The sequence below is a fragment of the uncultured Merdimmobilis sp. genome, from assembly GCF_902471145.1.
In the GTDB taxonomy this organism is placed as follows: Bacteria; Bacillota; Clostridia; order Oscillospirales; family Ruminococcaceae; genus Merdimmobilis; species Merdimmobilis hominis.
In genome coordinates, this window is record NZ_CABRJC010000026.1 from 1 (window position 1) to 22769 (window position 22769).

Here is a 22769-nt window from a genome sequence, read left to right on the forward strand (position 1 = left end):
CCCTAAAACCAGCACAGCGGGGGTATCGGTCACTTGAGAGAGGTGGCAGGCGCTGCCAAAGGAGCTCTCCCCCACCCCGTCGTAATAGCCCATCACCCCTTCTATTACTGCCAGGTCCCCCTGAGAGCGGGAAAGGGCCCCGAGGACTCCCTCTTCCCCCATGAGGAACAGATCCAGGTTCCGGCAGGGCACGCCGGTGACTTCGGTGTGGAACATGGGGTCGATGTAATCCGGCCCACATTTGAAGGCAGATAGGCGTTTCCCACGAGTGGCCAGAGCCCGCAGCAGGGCGCAGGTGATGGTGGTCTTGCCACAGGAACTGCCCGTCCCGGCGATCATAAGGCGCGGTATACCCATCCTCTCACTCCCCTTTTTCAAATAAAAAAGCCCTCCCCGGCAGCATTTGCCAGGGAGAGCGCAAAAAATCCCGTATCCCCGGCAAAACACCGGAGATCTTGGGCTGCACACTGTCTCTCGCAGGGGCCGCCTCTGCCGGCGGTCAGCCGGGCTTTGGGCAGGTATTCTGACTTGGCTTCCTCGCCTCCGACAGCCTTCCCGTAAACCAGTGGCCCATTGCCGGAGGCTCCACCACACAGCGGCGGGACCGTGCGGGAATTTCACCCGCTTCCCTCTTCCCTTCGCAAAGCGAAGACCCAAAGCACATATCTTCTTTTTCTTAAAAAGTGTAGTACAGAACGGGGGAAAAGTCAAGGGAAGCCCCTTGTCTCTCCCAAACAGGGCCAATAAAAAAGGGGACCGGCTATGGGAAGCCGGCCCCCTTCTAAGGATATCATCATAAACAATGTGCGGACAGCTGTGCTATTTGCCGGGGTTGATAGCGGCGGGTTTCACCCCTTTGGGGATGGGGCAGACGTATTTGCCGCCGTCCAGCCGGTCGTTCAGTTCCTCCTTGGCCGCCTCGATGATGGAGGGGTCTAGGATGGCGTCGATGGCCGTACCTGCCATAACCTTAGCTGCCAGAATGGTGGCCTTATGGGCGATCTCCGACTTGCCCTGGGCAACAACCTGCCAGGAGTGTCCAGGGGTACCGGAGGCCCAGGTGGCGGTGTTGACCTGTGCGGTGGGGCAGACCCAGCTGACGTCGCCCACATCGGTAGAACCGGGCATGGCGGTGTCATCCGGCACATAGGGGACCACAAAGTTGTTGATGATGTCGTCCTTGTGCTCCTTGGCCAGCCGTTTGCCCTCAATGCCATATTTGTCGGCCTTGCTCTCCAGAGTGTTGCTCAGGTTCTCCACACTCTCCCGGATGGATTTGGCAAAGGCCATCTCTTCGTCCGTGTAGGTGGGCAAGGGGAGTTCACTCAGGTTTTTGTGCATCAGCCGCTCCAGCACATTGTTCGGCACCACATTGGAGCAGGCCTTGATAAACCGGGTTTCCAGCTGGGTGCTGGTCATCAGAGCAGCGCCTTTGGCGATGTCGTTGACCCGGTCGTAAATCTCTGCCACTTGGGGGGTCTTGGGGGCCCGCAGCAGGTAGAGAACCTCCGCCTCCGCCTGGACCACGTTGGGGGAGAACCCGCCGGAATTGGTGATGGCGTAGTGCATCCGAGCCTCGGGGATGACGTGTTCCCGCAGGAAGTTGACCGCCACGTTCATCAACTCTACCGCGTCCAGGGCGCTTCTGCCCAGGTGGGGGCAGCCGGCGGCGTGGGCGCTGATGCCCTTGAATTTATAGGAGACCTGGTAGTTGGCCAAGCTGCTTCCGGAAGCCACGCAGTTGACATCGCCGGGATGCCAGGTCAAGGCGATGTCCAATTCGTCAAAGACGCCTTCCCGGGCCATAAAGGCTTTGCCGGAGCCGCCCTCCTCACCGGGGCAGCCGTAGTAGATGACGGTGCCGGGGAGATTGTTGGCAGAGAGGTACTCCTTCACCGCAATAGCAGCGCCCATGGAGCCCACACCCAAGTTGTTATGGCCGCATCCGTGTCCGGGGGCACCGGCCTGGAACGCCTCTTTCGAAGTGCAGCAGGCCTTCTGGTTCAGGCCGGAAAGGGCGTCGAACTCACCCAGAAAGCCGATGACCGGTTTGCCGGAGCCATACCGTCCGGTGAAGGCAGTGGGGACATCCCCCACGTTCTGGGCGACTTCAAACCCCGCTTCTGCCAAGGCGTTACACAGGATTTTCATCGATCCAAATTCCTGGAACGCAGTTTCCGCACAATCCCAAACCTGGTCTCCCAGATGATCGAGCCAATCTTTTTTGCCGTCGATGACAGCAAGCGCTTGCATTTTGTCCATAATTGGGTCCCTCTCTTTCCGCCGCAGTGCGGCTGACAATGGCATTTATCTTGGGGGGAAAACTCCGGCAAAACGGAGGGGTTTCCACCAAAATCCACACAAAAATCTGTTTTTAATTGTAGCATTCCCCCTAGGGGCTGTCAACGGCAGAAGGGGGGATGATGGCAATTTTGCCCCGATTTAGAGACAGGTTACGGACATTTCTCTTTGCATTTTCCCCTGTTATCCCGTATAATGGGGAAAAGAGATTTGAGGGAAAGGAGGGGCACAGATGTTGCCGCAAATTGGATGGATCGGGCCTGTCCAGCTGGCCCCGCTTTTGGAGGAGGCTCGGCCCGGCCTTGCAAGCCGCTGCCAGCTTCTCTTCCTCCCCTGTACCGACCCCGCCAAGGCCGCCGCCCTCTACCGGGAAAACCAGGCGGGATGCCAAGGCTTTGTGTTTTCCAACCCGCTGCTTTACCACGCCGTGCTCCACCGCATCCCCAAGCTGGAGCGGTACTGCGGCTGCCTCTCCATCGACGAGTGCGACTTGTACCGCACCCTGTTCCAGGTGGCGGTGGAGTACCCCACACTGGACTTTGCCCAGGTCCTCATCGGCCTAACCCAGCCCAACCTAAAGATGAATGGCATCTTCCCCGAAGGGCACAGCCCGGTGATCGAGCTCTCCAAGCCGGAGAAGGGCGGCCTTTTTCCGTCCCAGGAAGAGATTCTCGCCCGCTACCGCCAGCTCTGCCGCCGGGATGATCTGAAACTGATTATCACCCAGCTGTTCGCCTTGGAGGAGCCCCTCGCACGGGCGGGTATCCCCTGCCGTGTCGTCCACCCCTCCCAAGAGAGCATTCAGCGGGCGGCCTTGGACGTCCTTTCCCATCTGAAAGCGGTGGAGATGGACGGGGCTCTGACCGTCTCCGGGGTGGTATCGGCTCTGGATGAGCTGGACGACCTGCGCAAAACCCAGCTCTCCAAAGCCCTGCGGGATTTCAACAAACTATCCTCCATGGTGCTGGTCATCCGCCGGAACCAATCGGTATTTGAGCTTACCACCTCTAACGCCCGCCTCTCGGAGCTGACCGCGGGCCGCAGGGAGTGCCGCCTAACCGCCTACCTGAAAAAGGTTCTTGAGTTTGAAGTCTGCGTGGGCTGGGGGGTGGGCCGTGAACTGGCCTCCGCCCGGAAAAATGCCTCCCAGGCCCTGCTGGAGTCCCGGGGCGACCGGCAGCACCGGGCCTTTATCCTGGATGAAAAGGGGATTCTCTCCCCTCCGTTGGAAAGCGAAACCCTGTCAGTGGAACTGGGGGGCATCAGCGCCAAGGCCCGCGCCCTGGCCAAACGGTGTTCCATCTCCTCCGGCAACATGCAAAAAATCCTCTCCATCGCCAAACGCTCCCCCCACATCTCCAGTGAAGAACTGGCCTATTACCTAGGGGTGGAGCAGCGCAGTGCCAGCCGCATCCTGAACCATTTGGTGGACGCCGGGGCAGCGGAGCTGGCCTACAAGGAACAAATCAACCTGCGGGGGCGGCCGGCGAAGATCTACCTCCTTAACCTGGACCAGCTGGAACAGGCGTAACCATCCCCCTCTCCCCAGACTTGATGGCAAAACGCAAGAAGCACCGGCAAACCTGCCGGTGCTTCTTTGTGTATCTAAGCCAATTCCGGGTAAAGCTGCTGGGGGACCACCTTGCCATCCACGCGGGCTACCCCATAGATGGTATAGCTGCCCTCCGGCACCGGGGAACCGGGCAGGAAAGCCTTCACCGCATCATAATCCCCGGGCAGGAACCGAACCGAAATCCCACAGGACTGGGAGATTTCCCGCAAGGTGGGCATGATGGTGATTTCAAAACTCCCTTTGAGCGCTTTTTCCGCCGCCATGGCGGCATGGGTGGAATTGAACACAATCAAACAATACTCAAAATTCATAATTCCGTCCATCCCTACAAGCTGATGACTTTAGCCGCGTCGAACATCCGCTTGGTGATGTCGTACATGTTGCTGACAGTGCCGATTTTCAGCTGGTCGGCGATGCCGAAGAAATTGAGGCAGGTGCCGCAGACCAGAATCTCACATCCCTTTTGCTCCAATTCTTTGAGGTGGCCAACCACCTGCTCATCCAGGGCGGGCAGTTTGACGCCGCCGTTCATAAACAGGATGGATTTGGGCAGGTCATCCCCTTGGGACAAGGTGTAGAAGAACATCCGCATCAGGTTGCCGCCCAACTCATCGCTGCCGGCGCCGATGGTCTCCTTGCCCACAAAGAGAGCCCAGGAACCGCCCGCTTCCGCCCGATCCGGCACCGCGGCTTCCGGCACTGCGTTGGGATCGCCGGAAAAGGCCACTTCATAGCTGCCTTCCCCACCGGAGACTGCCGAAGCATAGCCCTGGCTTTCTGCCAGTTTCTGCAGGTTCTTCACTGCGGTTTCATTGTCCACTTCCACTACAAAAGCAGCACAGCCGCCGTCGATTTCTTTCTTCGCCAAGATTACCGGCATGGGGCAGGCTTTGCCTTTGGCATCAATCCGTTTGGTCATATTTGTCTCCTCCTATATGGGATCGCGCCCAAAGGGCGGATCGTCCTTTGCTCATGGCTCCATTATACCCCTCGCTGCCAGCCCATTGCAAGCAACTAGCCAATGGTAATTTCTATCCCACGGGGCGCTTGTATTGATTTTACCAATACCTGCCTCGGATTTTCCAGGCCGGCCGGCTCACCTTAAAAAGAAAGAAGGCGGCTGTTGTGCCGCCCTCAAACTTAGTTATTCTTCTTTTGTACATTCGTTGAGGGCGCTGTCCATCAACTTAATCATTTCTAGGGCGCTGCGGAACTTTTGCTCTTTTTTCTGCTCTACCCAGGAAATGGATCCCTGCCAAGTGGCGTTTTGCCGGAACTGTACCTGAACGATAAAAGTTGCTTTTTCCCCTATCAGATTCTCAAAGGTCTCATCATCCATAATTTTATTAAAGTCCCCTTTCCCCTTGGATTGGCCATCAATGGCCTTGGATTTCCCAAAACTGCGGTAATCTTGGGCGCTTTGGGGAAATCCCAGATAGTTTATTATCCTTTCCATTCGATCAATAAGGAGATAGATATTGGGAAATTCTGCCATACGGGGGACAAAAGGGTTGTACACCCTGCCTGAAATCTCTTGTTCCAGAACATTATCCACACAGACCTTAAAGGTAGATTTCAAGTACGGAACAGCCACGGCTTCGCCTCCCAATCGTAATCAATATACCAACAAATGGTCATGCTGAGGTAAACAATTCAAAACAATTACAATACAGTTTCACATTTCGCTCTTTGTTTGTGACCTCCCGCTATTCTGTTACAGCGGAATAGGGTCCAATGGCTGCAATTTTGTGTGGATAATCACCGGGATATTGCGGTGTTCCCGGGAGAATCGATTGACGATCCGCTCCAGAACCTTGGACCCACTTTCAAAGGTCACCGTTGGCAGGAGCACCACATACTGGGCTGCACTGAACCGGGCCGCCACATCCCCTTTGCGCAGGCTAAGGCGAATGGCCCCCTCCAGATGGTCCATGGCGTTGTTGAGCAGTTTGGAGTCCGGGATGCCGCTGTTGAAGTCGGTGACAGTCAAAAGGCCAATGTAGACAGTCTGCCCATTGCGCGCAATGGAGCGGGCTTGTAAGCGGTACACATCTTTGAAGATTTCATACTCGCAGAAGAAAGCCCCTTCCACCGAAGTAGCTTCCCGCAGGTCATTTTTGATGATGTCCAGGTCGGTCTCCACGCTTTTTTCGGTCTTGATGATATCCCGGTAGATAGAGCGCAGCCGGTCGGATACCTTGACCCCCAGCTCCCGGTAGAACAGGTTGGTAATATAGTCGTAGTGCTCCAACGCCTTCTGCTGCCAACCCACATTGTAAAAGGCCAGGATCAGCTGCTCGTGGAGCTTCTCATCAAAGCGGTCGATTATGATCGCCTTCTCGCAGACCTCCACCACCTTTTGGTAATCCCGCCGGTCCATTAAAAGGTCCAAGAGGCGGTGGACCGCATTCAAATAAAGGGTGTGGTAATAGGTACTGACCGGGACTACCCACTCTTCAAAGGAGGATTTGGGGAGGAAATCCCCCTTGTAAATATCTACTGCCTGGAGGTACTTTTGAATCTGGGCTTCTTCCTCCAGGCCGGCCTCCTGGGCTTCCTTACAGAGGTTCTCAAACAGACTGACGTCAATCTGACAGTCTATCTCTTTGTTCCAACAATAAGAACCTCGCCGGTAAGTGACAAACTCTTCATCCGTCTGAATCCCACTTGCCGCTAAAGTGGTGCGAATGCGATAGATTAAGTTTTTCAGTGCATTTGCCGGATTATCGCTGCTGCCATCCGGCCATAATGCGGAAATCAGATCATTTTGGGAAAGATCTTTATCCCGAAAAGTGATTAGGTATTCCAAAAGATTCCAAATCTTATGTGTTCTGCTGATATTATCTCCAATAGCTTTGTCGCCCCGTCGAATCTCAAAGCTACCCAACATGGTAATTTGGACTTTAGAAATATCAGCATTGTTGATTCCCGCCATTCTCGCGCCTCCTCCCCGTTGTTTCTGTACCATTATAGCATCTTTTAGGGGGGTTTTCATCTATATATTTGGAAATTGTAGGGCAAAACACTGGATAGCTTGTCACTGAAAACACAAATGCAAAAAGGCGCAGCCAGCTGCATGGCTGCGCCTTACTGGCCTGGCTATTCTGTTAGCAACTGCCGTAACGCCGGATTATTTCCACATAAAATTCCACCGCGTTTGCAAACCCATCCTTCAGCATCCGCTCATTGACTGAGTGGGTAGTTGGCAGGGTGGCGTCATCCGCCACAAAGGGGGCAAACCGGAATACATTATCACAGATAGGGTAGTAATTCCGGGAATCGGAGCCGCCTACCATCAGATAGGGGGCGAAGATGGCACCGGGGAACTTCTCCATCGTCACTTCTTTGAGCAGGGCAAACTCCGGGGAATCGCTGGGGCTTTCCGGGGAGGGGTCATTCCCTTTGACCAGGGTCACTGTGATTTCCGGCCCCACCACCGACTGGATGTGGGCCTTCACCGATTCCAGGGTATCCCCCGGCAGCAGGCGGCAGTTCACCGTCAAGGTGGCCCGCTCCGGCAGGATGTTGGACTGGGCGCTGCCCGAGGCCATAGTCAGCGCCATGGTGGTCCGGGTCATGGCCGCTGTGGTGGGCGCCTGATCCAACACGGCCAAAATCTGCCCCGCATAGGTCTTAGGGTCGGCTGCCATTGCCGCTACTTGGGGCCCCATCGCCGGGCCGATGGCCGCAACGGTTCCAGCCACTACGTCAATCAGCCGCTGGGGGAAGGGATTGGCCTCAATGGCCGCGCCCGCCCGGCAGATTTTGCCCAAAGCAGTCCCCTTGCCTGGGGCGCTGGAGTGGCCTCCCGCATCGGTGACCGAGAGTTCAAAATCCGCGTGGCCTTTTTCCGCCAAACCCACAGTGGCAATGTTCTGGGGAATGCCGAACATGGTCCCGTTGACCACAGCACCGCCCTCGTCGATGACGCAGCCCAGCCGCACGCCCCTAGACTCCAGCAGTTTGACTATCTCCTTGGCTCCGGAGATGCCCGCACCCATCACCTCTTCGTTGTGGCCATAACAGAGATAGACGTCGCAGGGCGGGGTGTAACCCTCGGCCAACAGATGTTCCACCGCCTCCATCTGGGCGGAAATTTGGCACTTGGTGTCCAGGGTGCCCCGGCCCCAAATGTAGGTGTCGTCAATGTCGCCGGAGAACGGCCCATGTTCCCACTGGCTTTCCTCCCCCACTGGGACTACATCCTGATGGGCGATGAGGGCGATAGGCAGCCGGTTGCTGGAACCATCCCCTTTCCAGCGGTATAGGAGGCTGGCCCGGCTGACCACCTCTTTCTCCAGGTGCTGGTGGATGAGAGGGAAAGTCTCCTCCAGATACCGGTGGAATTTGTAGAACTCCTCATAATCCATCTTTTCCGGGTCTGGGTTGGAGACGGTGGCAAACCGGATCATGCCGGAAAACCGATCCAAAACCGCTTGATTGTCAATTTTCATAAAAACAACTCCTTTCCGATAATATATTTATCAAATCTGTAAAACAGTTTACCCTTTTGCGGCCAAAAAGGCAATAGAAAGGGAGAAAACTTTTTGTTAAAATTGCATTTTCCGGGGAAAAGAGGTAGGATAAAGCGGAAAGATTTTTGGGCTTTCCCTATACCTTATAAGGAGGAGTTGTCCATGGCAGAGGCCAAAACCAACGCGATGCGGATGCTGGAGCGTGCGAAAATACCCTACGAGATACACACCTACGACCACAGCGATGGCCAGATCGACGGGATCAGCGTAGCCCGCAAGGTGGGGCTGGACCCGGATACCGTCTTCAAAACTTTAGTGACCCGGGGCGCCAGCCGGGAGATTTACGTCTTTGTGCTGCCAGTAGCTAAGGAATTGGACCTGAAAAAAGCAGCCCGTTCGGTGGGAGAAAAATCCATTGAGCTGGTGAAAATTGAGGAGATCAACAAGCTGACCGGCTATATCCGGGGCGGCTGCAGCCCAGTGGGGATGAAAAAAGCCTATCCCACCGTCATCGATGCTTCAGCTCAGGGCTTCCCCGCTATCACAGTCAGTGGAGGCCGGATCGGCTCTCAAGTCACCCTATCCCCAGCGGATCTGGCCGCGATCAGCCGGGCTACTTTTTCCGATGTGATAATCTAAGCAAAAGGGGTTGTAATATCTTTCCAAATCTGATAAACTTATAGTAGAGAATTTTGTAATATTTGCCAGAATTTTTGGAAAGGGTGATGGTATGTTTCAGAAAACAGTTGTGGTGGACTTCACTGGTATGAATGACTGGGCCAAAGACCAGCTGCGGGCGCTTTCCCGGGAAGTAGTATTTTACGACGACTTCCCCAAGGACACCGCCGAGGTCATTCGCCGCATCCAGGATGCGGACTGCGTCATGGTCTCCTACAACACCTTGATCCCCCGGGAAGCCATTGAGGCTGCGCCCAACCTGCGGTACATCGGCATGTGCTGCACTCTCTACAATGAAAAAAGCGCCAATGTGGACATCGCCGCCGCCCGGGAACGGGGCATCGTGGTCACCGGCATCCGGGATTACGGCGATGTAGGGGTGTATGAATTCGCCGTTGCTTCCCTGGTGGATCTGCTCCACGGGTTCCATGGCAAACAGTGGCGGGAACGCCCCTACGAATTGGGAGGCATCAAGGTAGCCATGCTGGGCATGGGAACTACCGGCCAATTGGTGGCCAAGGCCCTCCAGTTCTTTGGGTGCAGTGTCCGCTACTACAGCCGCCACCCCAAACCGGAGGCGGAAGCGGAGGGCTTCTCCCTCTGCCCCTTGGAGGAAATCCTTCCCTGGGCGGAAGTGGTTGTCACCCAGCTGCCCAAAAAAACCGCCCTGCTGGGCCGGCGGGAATTCCAGCTGCTGGGGGATGGGAAAATCCTTCTCAACATGTCCATCGGCCCCACCTTTGACCTTGACGCCATAAAGGAATGGCTCCGGCGGCCCGGCAACTTCTACATCTGTGAAGATGTGGGGATCCTAGGCACCGAAGGAGAATGGGACGGGTTTGACAACGTGATTTACTCCCCTGTGTGCGCCGGCAGCTCGGTGCAGTGCACCCAGCGGCTTTCGGAAAAATCCATCCAAAATCTTTTGGATTTTATCAAGGGCAAATAAAGAGATCGAGGGTTTGAGGGGTAAGATTATGGTGCAAGACATCCAACGTGAATTTGACGGCAGCCAAGCGAGCATCTCTTGGGTGATTTTGTGTTATCTGGTGCTTCCGACCGTGCTGTGTTTCTTCATCACCCAGGCGGGGCTGATCGGTTTCACCTTCCCTCGCTGGATTGGCATCCTGGCCTGCCTTCTGCTCCTGGCGCTGATCCTGTTCACCTGGCTTCCCCTGGCTTACCCCAGCGGCAAGTACCACAGGAAGTTCTTCCTCGCATTGCTGGGGGCCAATCTTCTGCTGGGCGTCAAGACAGCCCTGGGGCTGGAGTTTTCCATTCCCGTAATCCGGTACCTGCTTCCGCCTTTGCAAATCCCACACCTGTCCCTCTGCTGGGCGCTAGATCTGCTGTTTGAGGAAAGCCTGCCTTACTACGCCGGCTATGCCGTCTCCCTTCTGTTATTTTCCGGGCTATTGGTATTGTATGGGTTCGGGGTGCATCAGCACCCGGATCAACCTTAACCCGCAATCCGCTTTCTCCTGATGAGCAGGGATCTTTTATGAAGTGGAAACTATTTTACCTCATTTTGATCGCCCTGCCCCTGCAAGCCTTTTTCCTCCTGCCCAGTTGGTATACCTGCGAACGGGAAATGGTGGCATATCCCCAAGGCACAAAATAGGCATAGAGAAAGAGCCCCCGGCCGCCGGATAAATCGGCGGCCGGGGGCTTTCCTTATTCTATGGATTTCAGCGATTCCACCATGCTGATAGTTTTCAGCTTAAAGTACATCAAGAAGTTGACCAGTGCGGCAAAGGCCATGGTAAGAGCGAAGGACAGAAGGTAACTGGGCAGGCTGATCACCCGGCCAAACATCACCGTGTCGATCTCAGCAGTTTGGATGACAAACCCGTGGAGGAGGATGCCCAGCCCCAACCCAGCCAACGCCCCCAACACTGTGAGGATGAGATTTTCCCGGTAGACATAGGCGGAGACCTCCTGGTCGTAGAACCCCAGCACCTTGATGGTGGCAATCTCCCGGATGCGCTCAGTGATGTTGATGTTGGTCAGGTTGTACAGAACCACAAAAGCCAGTGCCCCGGAGCAGAAGATCAGCACCAGCACCACATAGTTGAGGCTGCTGATGACATCTGAAAAATTGTCCTTGCTGTCCTGGGAGTAGCTGACCGCCAACACCGGATCCCAAGCGGTCAGCTGGGTGGAGAGCTGGTTCTTCCCCTCCTTGTCCAGTTGGGCTAACTGCAACGTGTAGGCGTTGTACACCGGCGGCCCTCCATACAATCGCTCATAGGCCCTGGGGGAGAGGTATACATAATGCATGGCGTAGTTCTCGGTGATGCCGGTGACCGGGACCTCCACCATCTGGTTATCGCTGTCCCGCAGGGAGAGGCCGTCCCCGACAGAGAGCCCCGCCAGTTTGGCGAACTTCTCGGTGATCACCGCTCCCTCATCGGTCAGAGGGACCGGCGTCTCCTCCCCGCGGGTGCGCAGGCTGACGTATTCCCCCATCTCCTCCACCGACTGGGGGACAAAAAGGTACACCTGCTGCCAACGGCCTTCTCCCCCGGCGTCCATAGTCTGCTGGCGCACCGGCATCCACCCCAGGATTTGAGGGCTCTCCCCAAGGGATTCTTCCACCGCCAGCAGTTCCTCCCGGCTGGATGTGTCGTCCACCACCACCAGGGCGTCATAGGTGAAGATGTCGTCAAACTGCTTGAGGACGATGGTGGAGATCGACTCCTTGAGCCCAAAGCCAGTGAGCATCAGAGCCGTGCAGCCGGAGATTCCCAGCACCGTCATGACAATCCGCTTTTTATACCGGAACAGGTTTCGCACCGTCACCTTTTGCAAAAAGGAGAGGCGATCCCACAATGGGGGAATCCGCTCCAGCAGCACCCGTTTCCCCGATTTGGGGGCTTTGGGGCGCATCAGCTGGGAGGGCTGGGACCGCAACTCCTGCCGGCAGGCAAAGAAAGCGGCGCTCAAGGTGCAGGCGAGGGCGGCCAAGGTGACCCAGACCGCATAATCTGCCCGGAAAGGGGCGATAAGGGGCGGGGTCACATAGCTGATGCCATAGGCGGCATAGATGACCCTGGGGAACAGCTGGAAGCCCACCCCCAAGCCCAAGGCGCTGCCCAGCAGGCTGGCTGCGGCCGCATACACCAGGAATTTGAGCATGATCGCCCCTTCGCTGTAGCCCAGGGCCTTCAGGGTGCCGATCTGGGTGCGCTGCTCCTCCACCATGCGGGTCATGGTGGTGAGGCAGACCAGTGCCGCCACCAACAGGAAAAACACCGGGAACACCTTGGCGATGGCATCCACCCGCTGGGCATCGTCCTCATAACTGGAGTATCCCGGGTTGACCGAGCGGTCAAAGACATACCACTCCGGGGCTTTAAGGCCGGCGATCTCTTTTTCCGCGTCGGCGATTTTCTGCCGGGCGTCCGCCAGTTCTGCGTCAGAATCCCGTTTGGCCTGCCAATATTCCGCCACCCCGTCATTGTATTCCCGCTCCCCGTCCAGCAGCTCCTGCTCCGCGTCTGCCAGTTCCTGGAGGCCCTTGGCTTTCTCCTCCTCCAGTTCCGCGACGGCTTCGTCCAATGCCTTGTATCCTCTGTCCAATCGCTTGCGGGCTCGGCTCAACTCCTTTTGGGCCTCCAAAAGCTCCTCTTTGCCATCTTCCCAATCCCGCTTGGCCTTTTCCAGGGCGAGAACCCCCTGGGAGAGCTGTACTTTTCCATCGGCAAGGGCTTTCTCCCCAGCGATCAGCTCCTGTTCCTGCTGGGCGAGGGTCTGTTTGGCCTGTTCCAGCGCTGCCCCGGCTTCCAAAAGGGCTTGCTGCTGCCCCAGAAGGAGGGGGACAAGCTGGGCGGAAGCTTCCTGGTTCCCGGCCATCGCCTCATCAAACAAGAGGCCCAGGTTCTCATCCAGTTCCCAAAGGCCGGCGGAGAGCTGGGCAACCAGTTCAGGGGTCAGAGCTTCCGGCGGGATCTGCCCGGTGGCTGCGCCCAAGGCGCCGGAAACCAGCGTCTGGGCGGCTTGGAGCTCCTCTTCCTTCTGGGCCAACTCCCCTTTTCCCATTTCCAACTGGGTGCGGGCGGCAATCAAGGTCTGTTCGGTTTGTTCCAATGTGTAGGTGTTGTTGCGGATGTCCACCTCGGCCTGTTTGATCTGTTCGTGACCGTCGATCAGCTCCTGGATGGCGTCGGGGCGGTTTTCCCGGTATTCCCGATACCCCGCCAAGTACTCCGATTCGCCATCGGCCAGCTCCTCTTCCGCCTTGGCAATCTCTTCCTGTGCCTCGGCAATCTTTTCCTCAAATTCCCGGCGGCCGTCCTCCAGCTCTGTCCGGCCATCCAGGATCTTCTGCCAGGCATCCTCCAATTCCGCCTGGGCGTCGGCAAGTTCCCGGCGCTGGGTTTCCTCCCCATCCCGGAGTTCCTCCTTGGCGTCGTTTAGCTCCCCGTAAGCCTCCTCCAGAATTTCCTGGAACCGTTCCTCCTCCCGGCGGTCTGCCAATTCTTCCAGGGAATCCATCTGTTCCTTCACCAGGTCTTTATATTCCTGGGAGAAGGCGGAAAGGCCCTGGGCCCCTTCCAAGGTGAGGTACAGGTCGGTGTAGACCTCCAGGTTGAAATTCTCCTCTGGAATGAGGACAAAACAGTCCGCCGCGCCGTTGCCAATGCTGGCGGAACCCCGCTCAAAATTGAGGTACAGGGGGCTGCGGGCAATGCCTACCACCGTGTAGGTATCCCGATCGAGGCGGTCGGAAACCGGTTCCTCTGGGTCGCCGGAGGCTAAGGTGACCGTCTGCCCTAGGGAGAAGGCATAATCCATGGGCATGTTGTTTTCCACCAGGCATTCGCCGGGAGCTTCCGGCATCCGGCCCTCCAGCAAGACGGGCTGGTTGAGGAAATCCTTCCCCTCCCGCTGCCTGGGGAGGGAGTAAACTTTGGCGATCACATCCGGCTGCCCAGCGGTTTTGAGGAACAAATCAGCGGAGTACCCTGCATAAAAGCCGTGAGCCTGGCCGCTCTCCCGGACGGCGGCGACGTCCTTTTCATCAAAGCCGTAGGTGGAGAGGATCTTGACATCCATCAGCTGCTGGACGGCAAAATACTGGTCGGCAGTGAGCAGCATATCTGGGCAGGTGGATTTGATGCCCGCAAAGAACCCGGTCCCCAGGGCCACAATGGCGAAGATGGAGAGAAAGCGGTTTTTGGTCCGGCGGATCTCCCGCCAAATGTCTTTATACAGCGCGGATTTCATAACCCTTTCCTCCTTTCCTGGCCCCATGGCATATGGGGATAGGGGATTTTTCCTTAGACACCTCTTCCCCAAACCCTAGAGGGAACCCATGCCGGGGGACTACCATTCAATATCTTCCACCAGGGTGGGATGGGGGTTGAGCTCCACTTTATCCACCCGGCCGTTTTTAAACTGGATCACCCGGTCGGCCATGGGGGCCAGGGCTGAGTTGTGGGTGATGACAATCACCGTCATCCCATCCCGGCGGCAGGTGTCCTGCAGCAGTTTCAGAATATTTTTGCCGGTGTTGTAGTCCAAAGCGCCGGTGGGCTCGTCGCAGAGCAGCAATTTGGGGCTCTTGGCCAAGGCCCGGGCGATGGCAACTCGCTGCTGTTCCCCGCCGGAGAGCTGGGAGGGGAAGTTGTCCATCCTCTCCCCCAGGCCCACCTGGGTCAGCACCTCTTTGGCGTCTAGAGGGTTCTTGCAGATCTGGGAAGCCAGCTCCACATTCTCCTTGGCGGTCAAGTTGGGGATCAGGTTGTAAAACTGGAACACAAACCCAATGTCATACCGGCGGTAGCCGATCAGCTGTTTGGGCCGGTACTCGTTGATTTTGGCCCCATCCACCAGGATCTCCCCCTCGTCGCACTGGTCCATGCCCCCAAGGATGTTGAGGACGGTGGTTTTCCCTGCGCCGCTGGGCCCTACAATGACCACAAACTCCCCCTGTTGGATGGAGAAATTCACATCAGACAGGGCGGTGATGGTCACCTCCCCCATCTGATAGCGCTTGTACACATGGTTCATCTCCACAAAGCCGGCCATGGGTTTTCCCCCTTTCCTGTAATACTCTTGCATTTATGATTGGTCCTGCCCGCCCCCTTTGGCGATTTCCCCGCGGATCAACCTCTCCACTACAACCATAGCCCGGATCATCTTTTCCAGGCGCAGGTAATTGGGATTGTCCGCGGAAAATTTCCGCTGGGCAGTGCTGCACTTGTGAAGGATGGAGGCAATTGGGGGCAGCGATTGTTCCAAATCCCCCTTGGAGTATGCCCCGGCGCCTTCCCCTGCCAGCAACGATTTTGCCAGATACAGCGCACGCAGCCGGTTTTGGAGAAGGGTGTGCTGGGGTGTCCCTTTCTCAAATTTGGGCTGTACCTTTTCGCAGTTCCGGATGGCTGATGTCACCACCCGCAGCGCGTTCTGCTCCTCGTGATCGCACAAGACCCTTCCCCCCTTCTGTTGTTTGACACAACGCCCCTTAAAGAACACGGGCGTAGCTTTCCCGGTAGCGGGCATACTTTTCTTGGTAAAGCACCCGGTTCTCCGGGTTGGGGCAGATGACCTTCCCCTCCCCCACCGGGAACCGTTCCGGGGAATCCATCGCTCCCAAGGCAGTGAGCCCCAGGGCCGCTGCACCCAGCATAGAGGCCTGTTCGCTGGGGTGTACGGTGATCTCCCGGCCGAAGATGTCCGCCAGCATCTGGAGCCACAGGGGGGACTTCATCACGCCGCCGGAGGCGCGGATCTCCCTGGGGGAGTAAGCTTCCCTGGTCAGCACCTCATAGCACTGGTAGAGGTTGAACAGTGCCCCCTCTAAGATTGCCCGGTAAAGCTGCCCAGGGGAATGGCTCCCCTTCACCCCTAAAAATCCCCCCAAGCGGCTGTCATGCCAGCCTGGGCATCGCTCCCCAAACAAAAAAGGTAGGAAAACCGGAGTATCCGGCCCGCTGGCCTCAGCCATCTGGTCCAGTTCCCGGAGGGAATACCGCCCGCCCAACACCTGACCGGCAAACCAGTCCAAGCAGTTGGTGCAGCCGCTGGTAGCGGCTCCAGCCAGATACTTTCCCGGGGCGCAGTAGCACCAGATGGATGGGTGCACCGGCAGGTAAGGCCGGTCAAAGGCCATGCGGATTGCCCCGCTGGTACCGGCAGAAAGAGTCATGACCCCATCCCCCAAAGCGCCGCTGCCCACCTGGTTGAGGGCACCGTCCGGGTGGGCGGGGATGACCGGTATTCCCGCTTGCAAGCCGAGGATGCCGGCCATATCCCCCCGTAAAGAGGAGGTGTAGGTGTGCTCCTCCAGCCGGGGGAAATTCTCCTCCCCCAGGGAGGCCCTCTCCAGCAGCTCCCCATCCCAGGTGCGGCTGTGGAGGTTTAAAAACCCGCTACCCGAGGCCATGGAAACCGATTCCACAGCTTGTCCGGTCAGCTGGTAATAGATGTAGGACCCCTGGGTCATCAACTGGTCGCCTGGTCGGAGGGAAAGCCCCTCCTCCCCCAGGTGAAGCCATTTAAAAAAAGGATAGGTGGAGTGGGTCATACAGCCGGTTTTGTGGTAATACCGCACTGTCTCCCCCTCGTCTTGGCGAAATCGGGCCGCCGTATCCGCCGCGCCGGTGTAGGCCCAGGTGTAACAGTCGGTTTTGGGACGGCCCGCCCGGTCGGCCAGCAGCAGGCTGTGCCAGGTCCCACCCAGGCTGATACCGTCTATTGGGAAACCTTCTGCCGCCTCTTTCCCCACGGTGAGCAGCCCTTCCAACACTTTTTGAGGGTTCTGCACCGCCACCGAGAATTCCCTGCCCCGGTAGGGGGCGCTGTGCTCCCGCAGGATTTCCCCTTCACTGGAATACACCATGGCCTTGGCCGAGCTGGTGCTGGCCTCCAATACCAAAATATTCACACATTCCACCGTCCCATTCATCTATTCTGTCTATACTACAGTTATACACGAAAATCCCATCCTTGGCAATTGTGCAAAAAGAGGCAAAAATCCTTCCATTTCCCCGGCTGTTCCCCTATAATACAAATAGAGTGTTTTCCCCGCTGCGGGAAGAATCCAACCAAAAGGGAGTTGTTTCAATGCAGGAGTATGAAATCGGCCTCTACGGCCTTGGGGTCATGGGCAGCAGCCTGGCCAAAAATATGATTCAGCACGGGTTCGATGTAGCCCTCTACAGCAAACCAGAGGCCGAACGGGCCGCCTTTAGGGTAGAAGCCCCCTTGGGCCGTTATGAGGTTTTCCCCACCGAAGAAGCCTTTGTCCACAGCCTTTCTCAGCCCCGGGTCATCTTTTTAATGGTGACCGCCGGCAAAGCGGTAGATGCGGTCATCGGACAGCTCCTCCCCTATCTGGAGCCGGAGGATGTGATCATCGACGGGGGCAATTCCCATTTTGAGGACACCGCCCGACGGGGCGCCGCTTTGGCGGAACAGGGGATCCAATACCTGGGGGTGGGGGTCTCCGGCGGGGAGCTGGGGGCGCTGTACGGCCCCAGCATGATGGTCGGAGGGAACTACGAAGGCTGGATCCGCTGCCGGGAGATTTTGCAGTCCATCGCCGCCCAGGTGGATGGAGAGCCCTGCTGCGAATATGTGGGGCAGGCTGGCGCCGGCCATTATGTAAAAATGGTCCACAACGGCATCGAATACGCTATTTTGCAGCTGCTGGCCGACACCTACCACATCCTCTCCCAAGGGATGGGCCTCCCCCAAGAGGAGATCGCCGCCATCTTTGCCGGGTGGAAAGACGGGCCTCTTCGCTCCTACCTCATCGACATCTCCATCGATGTGCTCCGCAAGCGGGATGAGGATGGGCAGTTCCTCCTGCCCAAAATCCTGGACAGCGCCCAGCAGAAGGGCACCGGAAGCTGGACCATGATGGAATCCATCACCCGGGGGGTGTATGCCCCCACCATCGCGGAGGCGGTGTACGCCCGGTTCTTCTCCCAAGAGAAAGCCACCCGATCCCTGGGCAGAAAGATCGGGGAGCTCTCCCCGGTGCGCAAGGTATTTTCGGTGGAAAACATAGGCGGAAAGCTGGAAAATGCCCTATACTGCGCCATGGTCTGCTGCTATGCCCAGGGGATGGAGATCATCCGCAAGGCTTCCGCGGACTTTGGCTGGAACATCAACCTGGAGAACGCCGCCAACCTGTGGCGAGGCGGCTGCATCATCCGGTCGGATCTCTTAGAGCCCATCGCCAAGGCGTTCCACCGCCCTCAAGATTGCCCCAATCTGGTTCTATCCAAAGAATTCGCCCCCGCCCTCGCCCAAAAAGAAGCTGATTGGCGGGAGATTGTGGGCCGCTGCATCATCCACGGTCTGGCGGTCCCCGCTCTTTCCTCCACCCTCACCTATTATGACAGCTGCCACACCGACCCCATGCCGGTGGGCCTGATCCAGGGACTGCGGGACTGCTTCGGCGCCCACACCTACCGCCGGACAGACCGGGAGGGGGATTTCCACACCAATTGGCAGGAATAACTAGCCAAATAGCAGACAGACAAAAAAACAACAGAAAAATCCCTGAAAAAGATCCTTCGATGCAGAAATCGGTCAGGGGGAGGAGGAGAGAAATGAATGCAAGCACCCGCACAGAAGCAGCGCGAAATTTTCCTTTTATAAAGGCAATAGCTGTATTGGCAGCCATATTTGCAGTGTCGCGCTGGACCCTGCTATGCACGGCAGCCGTGCTTTTATCCTGCTATTCCTGCCGCTATCTTGCAGGAGGGCTGTTCCGCCGCGGCGTTGTCCAAAAATCAGAAAAAGACTCGCTAAACAGAGCTTTTCACATCGACGCCCTCAAAATATATCAACTCTTTCCGATGTTCTGCATCGGCGTCTCGACATTCCTTTTTGGGCTGCTGTTTGGGCCGTATCTACAGACGGCCTGGCGAGAAAAAGGGTTGCTGGCGGTTTTGGATGTTGTGTTTTACATCCTGCTCCTTGCGTTTATGGCCCTGGCCCCCCTTCTGTATTTATATGACAGAAAAAAGCTGTGGAAGGTCCTTCATTATAAGGACACAGAATACTACAGGCAGACCCACATCCCGTTCCACGAGATGGTCGCAGATAAAGGACTTTGTGGGGAGTTCCTCGCCTACCTGTATTTTTCAGACCTTCCCGTTTACAATCGGGTTTTGATGAACGCCATCATCCCCCGTGAAAACGGCGATTTCTCCGAAATCGATTTGATCTGTCTCACCCCTGGGCGCATCATGGTGGTGGAAAGCAAGAATCGAGGCGGCCGGCTGCGCGGCAACCTCTCTGATCCGAAATGGGTCCAGATCCTGCCGGGATGTGAGAATCCTATGGGAAATCCCATTATGCAGAATGAAACTCATATTTTTGTGCTGCAAAATTATATAAACAGCCATATTGGCTCTTCAATAAGCAGTTTAGCAGACAGCACAACCTACACAAACGCTATTTTTATGGCCAACTATGAAAGTGGGATTGACTGCTTCTACGACTGCCCCACCCTGACCTTCCCCCACGCCATCCTCTACCCGTGCCAGGTGGAGGATCTGCGGGCAGCGGCGTCGGAAAACCTGTACTCAAAGGAACAGATCGACCAGATGGCAGACCTCCTTTACCCCGCAACGCAGTACACCAAAGAGGAGCGCCGGGCATTTGTTGTCTCTAGGGGGATAAAAAGACGATAGGCAAACAAAATCCCCCCAGCTAGTTAGCTGGGGGGATTTTTAACAGGGATTCAATTGTTACGCTTTGTAAACCTCTCCGCCCTTCATGACAAAGGTGCAGTTGGTCATAACTTTGATGTCTTCTGTGGGATCGCCGTCAAAAGCGACTACGTCGGCGTATTTGCCGGCCTCGATGGAACCGACCTCATCCTGCTTGCGGAGCAGCTCTGAAGCGGTCTTGGTGGCGGCGGTCAGCGCCTGAAGGGGAGTCATCCCCCAACCCACCATCAGCTCAAACTCATAGGCCTGTTTGCCGTGGAAGTTGTAGGGCGTGCCGGAGTCGGTGCCGAAGGCGATCGGGATGCCCTCTTCCATGCAGCGGGTGAAACCCCAATGGGCACGGTCATATACCTGTTTGGCCTTGGCGATGGCCCAATCGGGGGTGCCTGCCTCTTTGCCCTTGACAATGATCCGCTCGGCGGCGATGATGGTGGGAACCAAAGTGGTTCCGTGTTCCTTCATCAGCTGGATGCCCTCTTCGTCCATCATCATGCCGTGCTCCACCGAGGTGACGCCAGCCCGGATGGCATCTTTGATGCCGCTGGTGCCGTGAGCGTGGGTAGCGGTGATCATGCCGTACATTTTAGCGGTGTCACAGATGGCTTTCATCTCTTCATAGCTCATCTGCTGTGCGCCCACGGTGGTGCCCAGGCTCATGACGCCGCCGGTGGCCATAAACTTGATGAAGTCCACACCGTGTTTGATGTTGGTCCGCACCAGTTTAACCATCTCGGTGGGACCATCGCCGGCGACGCCGGAGTGGACTTCCACCTCATGGAGGTATGGGTTGTAATGGGTGTCGGAATGGCCGCCAGTGGAAGACAGGTTGGAACCTGCCACCATCATGCGGGGACCGGCGAAATCGCCCCGGTTGATGGCGTTGCGGATAGCCACATCGCTGTAGCCCATGTCGCCGCAGGTGCGGACCGAGGTGAATCCGGCCATCAGGTCGCTGTACACATTGGTGAGCCCCTCCATGGTCGCATCCCCCAGTGAGGTGTAGGGCTTGGTGCCCAGGCTGCTGCCTGCGCCGTTCATGCCGATGTGCATGTGGCAGTCGATGAGGCCAGGGGTGACAAACTTGCCGGTCAGGTCGATGACCTCACACCCATCCAGTTTGGCGGTGGCGGCGGGCTCAACCGAGGTGATTCGGTCGCCCTCTACAAAAATCACAACGTCGCGGGCAACGGTGCCGTTGACGGAATCAAACATCTTGGAACACTGTAACGCTTTTTTGGACATGATGACACTCCTCTCTTTGATACACCTTTCGGTACAAACTAGCCCTTGTAAACCACGCCGTCTTTCATGACGAAGCAGCAACGGGTCATGGCTTTGATATCCTCGGTGGGATCCCCGTCAAAGGCAGCGATGTCCGCAAATTTGCCTTTCTCCAGGGAGCCGATGGTATCGTTCTTGCGAATCAGCTCGGATGCAGTTTTGGTGGCGGCAGTCAGCGCCTGCAGCGCTGTCATACCCCAGCCCATCATCAGTTCGAACTCATACGCCTGTTTGCCATGGAAGTTGTACGGTGTCGCAGAGTCGGTGCCGAAGGCGATCGGAATCCCCTCCTCCATGCAGCGCTGGAAACCCCATTTCGCCCGGGCATACACCTGTTTCGCCTTGGCGATGGCCCAATCGGGGGTGCCGATTTCCGCGCCTTTGACGATGATGCGCTCCGCAGCGATGATGGTGGGAACCAAAGTGGTCCCATGTTCCTTCATCAGCCGGATGCACTCTTCATCCATCATCATGCCATGCTCCACCGAGGTGACCCCCGCACGAATGGCGTCCTTGATGCCGCTGGTCCCATGGGCATGGGTGGCGGTGATCAGGCCGTACATCTTAGCGGTGTCGCAGATGGCCTTCATCTCTTCATAGGTCATCTGCTGGGCACCCACAGTGGTGCCGCGGCTCATGACGCCGCCGGTGGCCATGAATTTAATGCAGTCCGCGCCGTGTTTGATGTTCATGCGGACGCATTTTTTCAGTTCATCGGGGCCGTCGCCTACAGCGCCGGGCTGAATGGATTCGGAGATATAGGGGTTATAGTGGCTGTCCGCATGGCCGCCGGTGGTGCTGATGGGGGAACCGGGAGCCATGATACGGGGACCCCACTGCTTCCCTTTGTTGATGGCATCCCGGACAGCGATGGCGGCATATCCCATGTCGCCGCAGCTGCGCAAGGTGGTGAATCCGGCCATCAGATCCAGACGGGCGTGTTTGAGGCAGTTAAGCGTCACATCGCCAACCGTTTGGTAGGGCCGCTGGGCGGAGGAGTTGCCCTCACCGTTGCTCCCGAGATGCACATGGCAGTCAATCAGTCCAGGGGTAACGAATTTACCGGTCAGGTCGATGACTTCGCACCCTTCCAGCGAACCCGCCTGGGACGCCGGGACGACGTCGGCAATCTTGTTGTCTTCAACAAAAATCACCTGGTCATGGAGCACTGTGCCGGTGGTGGAATCGAACATTTTGGAACATTTTACAGCTGTTTTAGCCATTCATGTACACCCTTTCTGTTTCAAAGTACATCTATGTATCTCTGTACCTTTTTTCGGTCAATCTCAATATACAGTATGGATGAATTATGCGAAAATCATGGGGCAGATGATGCCGGCGAAGATAACGGAAGCCACGGTAACGGTGGCAAAACCGCCGACGATGATCTTGGGCATCAGGTAAGCGCTCATTCTCTCCCGCTGTTCGGGGGTGATGTCGGTGTAGGAGTTGACCACCTCATTGGTCAGGATCTCAGTGCCAGGGTAGCCGATCATACAGGTACAGGCGATGGCGGCAGAGATGTAGGGGGAGTAACCGACCGCTTTACCAACGATAACAGCGATGAAGACGATGCCAACAGTAGACATGGCCAGCATGCCGAACAGGGGGAAGATCATTTCCATCAAACCAGAGGGGGTGACAGAAGCCAAGGAACCGGGCAGCATAATCATCAAAGCCAGGTTGCCCAAGCCGCCGGAATGGGATTTGGCCAGGGAGTCTTTCTCCAGGAAGCCGATCCGGGCGAAGATCAGGCCGAACAGC

Annotated in this window: 18 protein-coding genes, 2 pseudogenes and 1 riboswitch; of the genes and pseudogenes, 6 read left to right on the forward strand and 14 right to left on the reverse strand. The window is 56.8% G+C overall.

All coding sequences use genetic code 11. The features are described 5' to 3' along the window. Positions 1–357, reverse strand: a pseudogene (locus RDQ42_RS09575) (cobyrinic acid a,c-diamide synthase); the annotation flags it as partial. Between the two features lie 138 nt (positions 358–495). Continuing rightward, positions 496–672, reverse strand: a riboswitch (cobalamin riboswitch). 147 nt (positions 673–819) lie between these two features. Continuing rightward, on the reverse strand, positions 820–2262 hold the full coding sequence (locus RDQ42_RS09580; protein WP_231358500.1) for a M20 family metallopeptidase: 1443 nt from the start codon (positions 2260–2262) through the stop codon (positions 820–822). 271 nt (positions 2263–2533) lie between these two features. Between RDQ42_RS09580 and RDQ42_RS09585 the strand changes: the two genes are divergently transcribed. Beyond that, a complete protein-coding gene (locus tag RDQ42_RS09585; RefSeq protein ID WP_231358501.1) occupies positions 2534–3832 on the forward strand; it encodes a hypothetical protein in 1299 nt (432 codons plus the stop codon). 74 nt (positions 3833–3906) lie between these two features. Here RDQ42_RS09585 and RDQ42_RS09590 read toward each other — a convergent pair whose 3' ends face one another. The 5 genes from RDQ42_RS09590 to RDQ42_RS09610 all read right to left on the reverse strand — a co-directional run bounded on the left by RDQ42_RS09590 (position 3907) and on the right by RDQ42_RS09610 (position 8328). Then, a complete protein-coding gene (locus RDQ42_RS09590) occupies positions 3907–4185 on the reverse strand; it encodes a DUF3343 domain-containing protein (RefSeq protein ID WP_308588588.1) in 279 nt (92 codons plus the stop codon). A 14-nt stretch (positions 4186–4199) separates the two neighbouring features. Continuing rightward, positions 4200–4793 (reverse strand): sulfurtransferase-like selenium metabolism protein YedF, encoded by a 594-nt coding sequence (gene yedF, locus RDQ42_RS09595; RefSeq protein WP_054330982.1) that lies wholly within the window; start codon positions 4791–4793, stop codon positions 4200–4202. 225 nt (positions 4794–5018) lie between these two features. Then, complete coding sequence (locus RDQ42_RS09600) at positions 5019–5468, reverse strand: hypothetical protein (protein ID WP_231358502.1); 450 nt, start codon at positions 5466–5468, stop codon at positions 5019–5021. Between the two features lie 120 nt (positions 5469–5588). Continuing rightward, positions 5589–6869 carry a BTAD domain-containing putative transcriptional regulator gene (locus tag RDQ42_RS09605; protein WP_308588590.1) on the reverse strand — a complete coding sequence of 427 codons (1281 nt, stop codon included), beginning with the start codon at positions 6867–6869 and terminating at the stop codon, positions 5589–5591. 112 nt (positions 6870–6981) lie between these two features. After that, a complete protein-coding gene (locus tag RDQ42_RS09610) occupies positions 6982–8328 on the reverse strand; it encodes a M20/M25/M40 family metallo-hydrolase (RefSeq protein WP_231358504.1) in 1347 nt (448 codons plus the stop codon). A 183-nt stretch (positions 8329–8511) separates the two neighbouring features. On the opposite strand from RDQ42_RS09610, the gene ybaK reads away from it, so the two are divergent. The 3 genes from ybaK to RDQ42_RS09625 all read left to right on the forward strand — a co-directional run bounded on the left by ybaK (position 8512) and on the right by RDQ42_RS09625 (position 10490). Continuing rightward, the gene (gene ybaK / locus RDQ42_RS09615; RefSeq protein ID WP_231358505.1) at positions 8512–8988 is read left to right on the forward strand and encodes a Cys-tRNA(Pro) deacylase; all 477 of its coding nucleotides are present in this window, start codon (positions 8512–8514) and stop codon (positions 8986–8988) included. 91 nt (positions 8989–9079) lie between these two features. Then, a complete protein-coding gene (locus RDQ42_RS09620; RefSeq protein ID WP_231358506.1) occupies positions 9080–9976 on the forward strand; it encodes an NAD(P)-dependent oxidoreductase in 897 nt (298 codons plus the stop codon). Positions 9977–10004: 28 nt separating this feature from the next. After that, positions 10005–10490, forward strand: a complete 486-nt coding sequence (locus RDQ42_RS09625; RefSeq protein ID WP_071427207.1) for a hypothetical protein — start codon at positions 10005–10007, stop codon at positions 10488–10490. Positions 10491–10701: 211 nt separating this feature from the next. On the opposite strand, the gene RDQ42_RS09630 is transcribed toward RDQ42_RS09625, so the two are convergent. The 4 genes from RDQ42_RS09630 to RDQ42_RS09645 all read right to left on the reverse strand — a co-directional run bounded on the left by RDQ42_RS09630 (position 10702) and on the right by RDQ42_RS09645 (position 16921). Beyond that, complete coding sequence (locus RDQ42_RS09630) at positions 10702–14256, reverse strand: FtsX-like permease family protein (protein WP_308588592.1); 3555 nt, start codon at positions 14254–14256, stop codon at positions 10702–10704. 99 nt (positions 14257–14355) lie between these two features. Continuing rightward, positions 14356–15060 carry an ABC transporter ATP-binding protein gene (locus RDQ42_RS09635; protein ID WP_054330975.1) on the reverse strand — a complete coding sequence of 235 codons (705 nt, stop codon included), beginning with the start codon at positions 15058–15060 and terminating at the stop codon, positions 14356–14358. 33 nt (positions 15061–15093) lie between these two features. Then, positions 15094–15462 (reverse strand): hypothetical protein, encoded by a 369-nt coding sequence (locus RDQ42_RS09640; RefSeq protein WP_071427209.1) that lies wholly within the window; start codon positions 15460–15462, stop codon positions 15094–15096. A gap of 37 nt (positions 15463–15499) precedes the next feature. Beyond that, entirely contained in the window at positions 15500–16921 is a 1422-nt protein-coding gene (locus RDQ42_RS09645) for a gluconokinase (RefSeq protein ID WP_231358508.1), read from the reverse strand. Positions 16922–17100: 179 nt separating this feature from the next. On the opposite strand from RDQ42_RS09645, the gene gndA reads away from it, so the two are divergent. Together gndA and RDQ42_RS09655 are read left to right on the forward strand one after the other, a co-directional pair. Beyond that, a complete protein-coding gene (gene gndA / locus RDQ42_RS09650; RefSeq protein ID WP_071427210.1) occupies positions 17101–18504 on the forward strand; it encodes an NADP-dependent phosphogluconate dehydrogenase in 1404 nt (467 codons plus the stop codon). A gap of 92 nt (positions 18505–18596) precedes the next feature. Beyond that, on the forward strand, positions 18597–19685 hold the full coding sequence (locus tag RDQ42_RS09655) for a nuclease-related domain-containing protein (protein ID WP_231358509.1): 1089 nt from the start codon (positions 18597–18599) through the stop codon (positions 19683–19685). A 57-nt stretch (positions 19686–19742) separates the two neighbouring features. Here the strand turns inward: RDQ42_RS09655 and RDQ42_RS09660 are convergent, their stop codons facing one another. The 3 genes and pseudogenes from RDQ42_RS09660 to RDQ42_RS09670 all read right to left on the reverse strand — a co-directional run. Further along, positions 19743–20966: an amidohydrolase family protein gene (locus tag RDQ42_RS09660; RefSeq protein ID WP_231358510.1), complete on the reverse strand. Its 1224-nt coding sequence runs from the start codon at positions 20964–20966 to the stop codon at positions 19743–19745. 38 nt (positions 20967–21004) lie between these two features. Then, positions 21005–22228, reverse strand: coding sequence for an amidohydrolase family protein (locus RDQ42_RS09665; protein WP_231358511.1), 1224 nt, complete (start codon positions 22226–22228; stop codon positions 21005–21007). 84 nt (positions 22229–22312) lie between these two features. Then, a pseudogene (locus tag RDQ42_RS09670) lies at positions 22313–22769 on the reverse strand (hypothetical protein); the annotation flags it as partial.

Coding starts and splice junctions, on each gene's coding strand:
- RDQ42_RS09580 (WP_231358500.1), bottom strand. CDS start 2,262: ATGGACAAAATGCAAGCGCTTGCTGTCATCGACGGCAAAAAAGATTGG.
- RDQ42_RS09585 (WP_231358501.1), top strand. CDS start 2,534: ATGTTGCCGCAAATTGGATGGATCGGGCCTGTCCAGCTGGCCCCGCTT.
- RDQ42_RS09590 (WP_308588588.1), bottom strand. CDS start 4,185: ATGAATTTTGAGTATTGTTTGATTGTGTTCAATTCCACCCATGCCGCC.
- yedF (WP_054330982.1), bottom strand. CDS start 4,793: ATGACCAAACGGATTGATGCCAAAGGCAAAGCCTGCCCCATGCCGGTA.
- RDQ42_RS09605 (WP_308588590.1), bottom strand. CDS start 6,869: ATGAAAACCCCCCTAAAAGATGCTATAATGGTACAGAAACAACGGGGA.
- RDQ42_RS09610 (WP_231358504.1), bottom strand. CDS start 8,328: ATGAAAATTGACAATCAAGCGGTTTTGGATCGGTTTTCCGGCATGATC.
- ybaK (WP_231358505.1), top strand. CDS start 8,512: ATGGCAGAGGCCAAAACCAACGCGATGCGGATGCTGGAGCGTGCGAAA.
- RDQ42_RS09620 (WP_231358506.1), top strand. CDS start 9,080: ATGTTTCAGAAAACAGTTGTGGTGGACTTCACTGGTATGAATGACTGG.
- RDQ42_RS09625 (WP_071427207.1), top strand. CDS start 10,005: ATGGTGCAAGACATCCAACGTGAATTTGACGGCAGCCAAGCGAGCATC.
- RDQ42_RS09630 (WP_308588592.1), bottom strand. CDS start 14,256: ATGAAATCCGCGCTGTATAAAGACATTTGGCGGGAGATCCGCCGGACC.
- RDQ42_RS09635 (WP_054330975.1), bottom strand. CDS start 15,060: ATGGCCGGCTTTGTGGAGATGAACCATGTGTACAAGCGCTATCAGATG.
- gndA (WP_071427210.1), top strand. CDS start 17,101: ATGCAGGAGTATGAAATCGGCCTCTACGGCCTTGGGGTCATGGGCAGC.
- RDQ42_RS09655 (WP_231358509.1), top strand. CDS start 18,597: ATGAATGCAAGCACCCGCACAGAAGCAGCGCGAAATTTTCCTTTTATA.
- RDQ42_RS09660 (WP_231358510.1), bottom strand. CDS start 20,966: ATGTCCAAAAAAGCGTTACAGTGTTCCAAGATGTTTGATTCCGTCAAC.
- RDQ42_RS09665 (WP_231358511.1), bottom strand. CDS start 22,228: ATGGCTAAAACAGCTGTAAAATGTTCCAAAATGTTCGATTCCACCACC.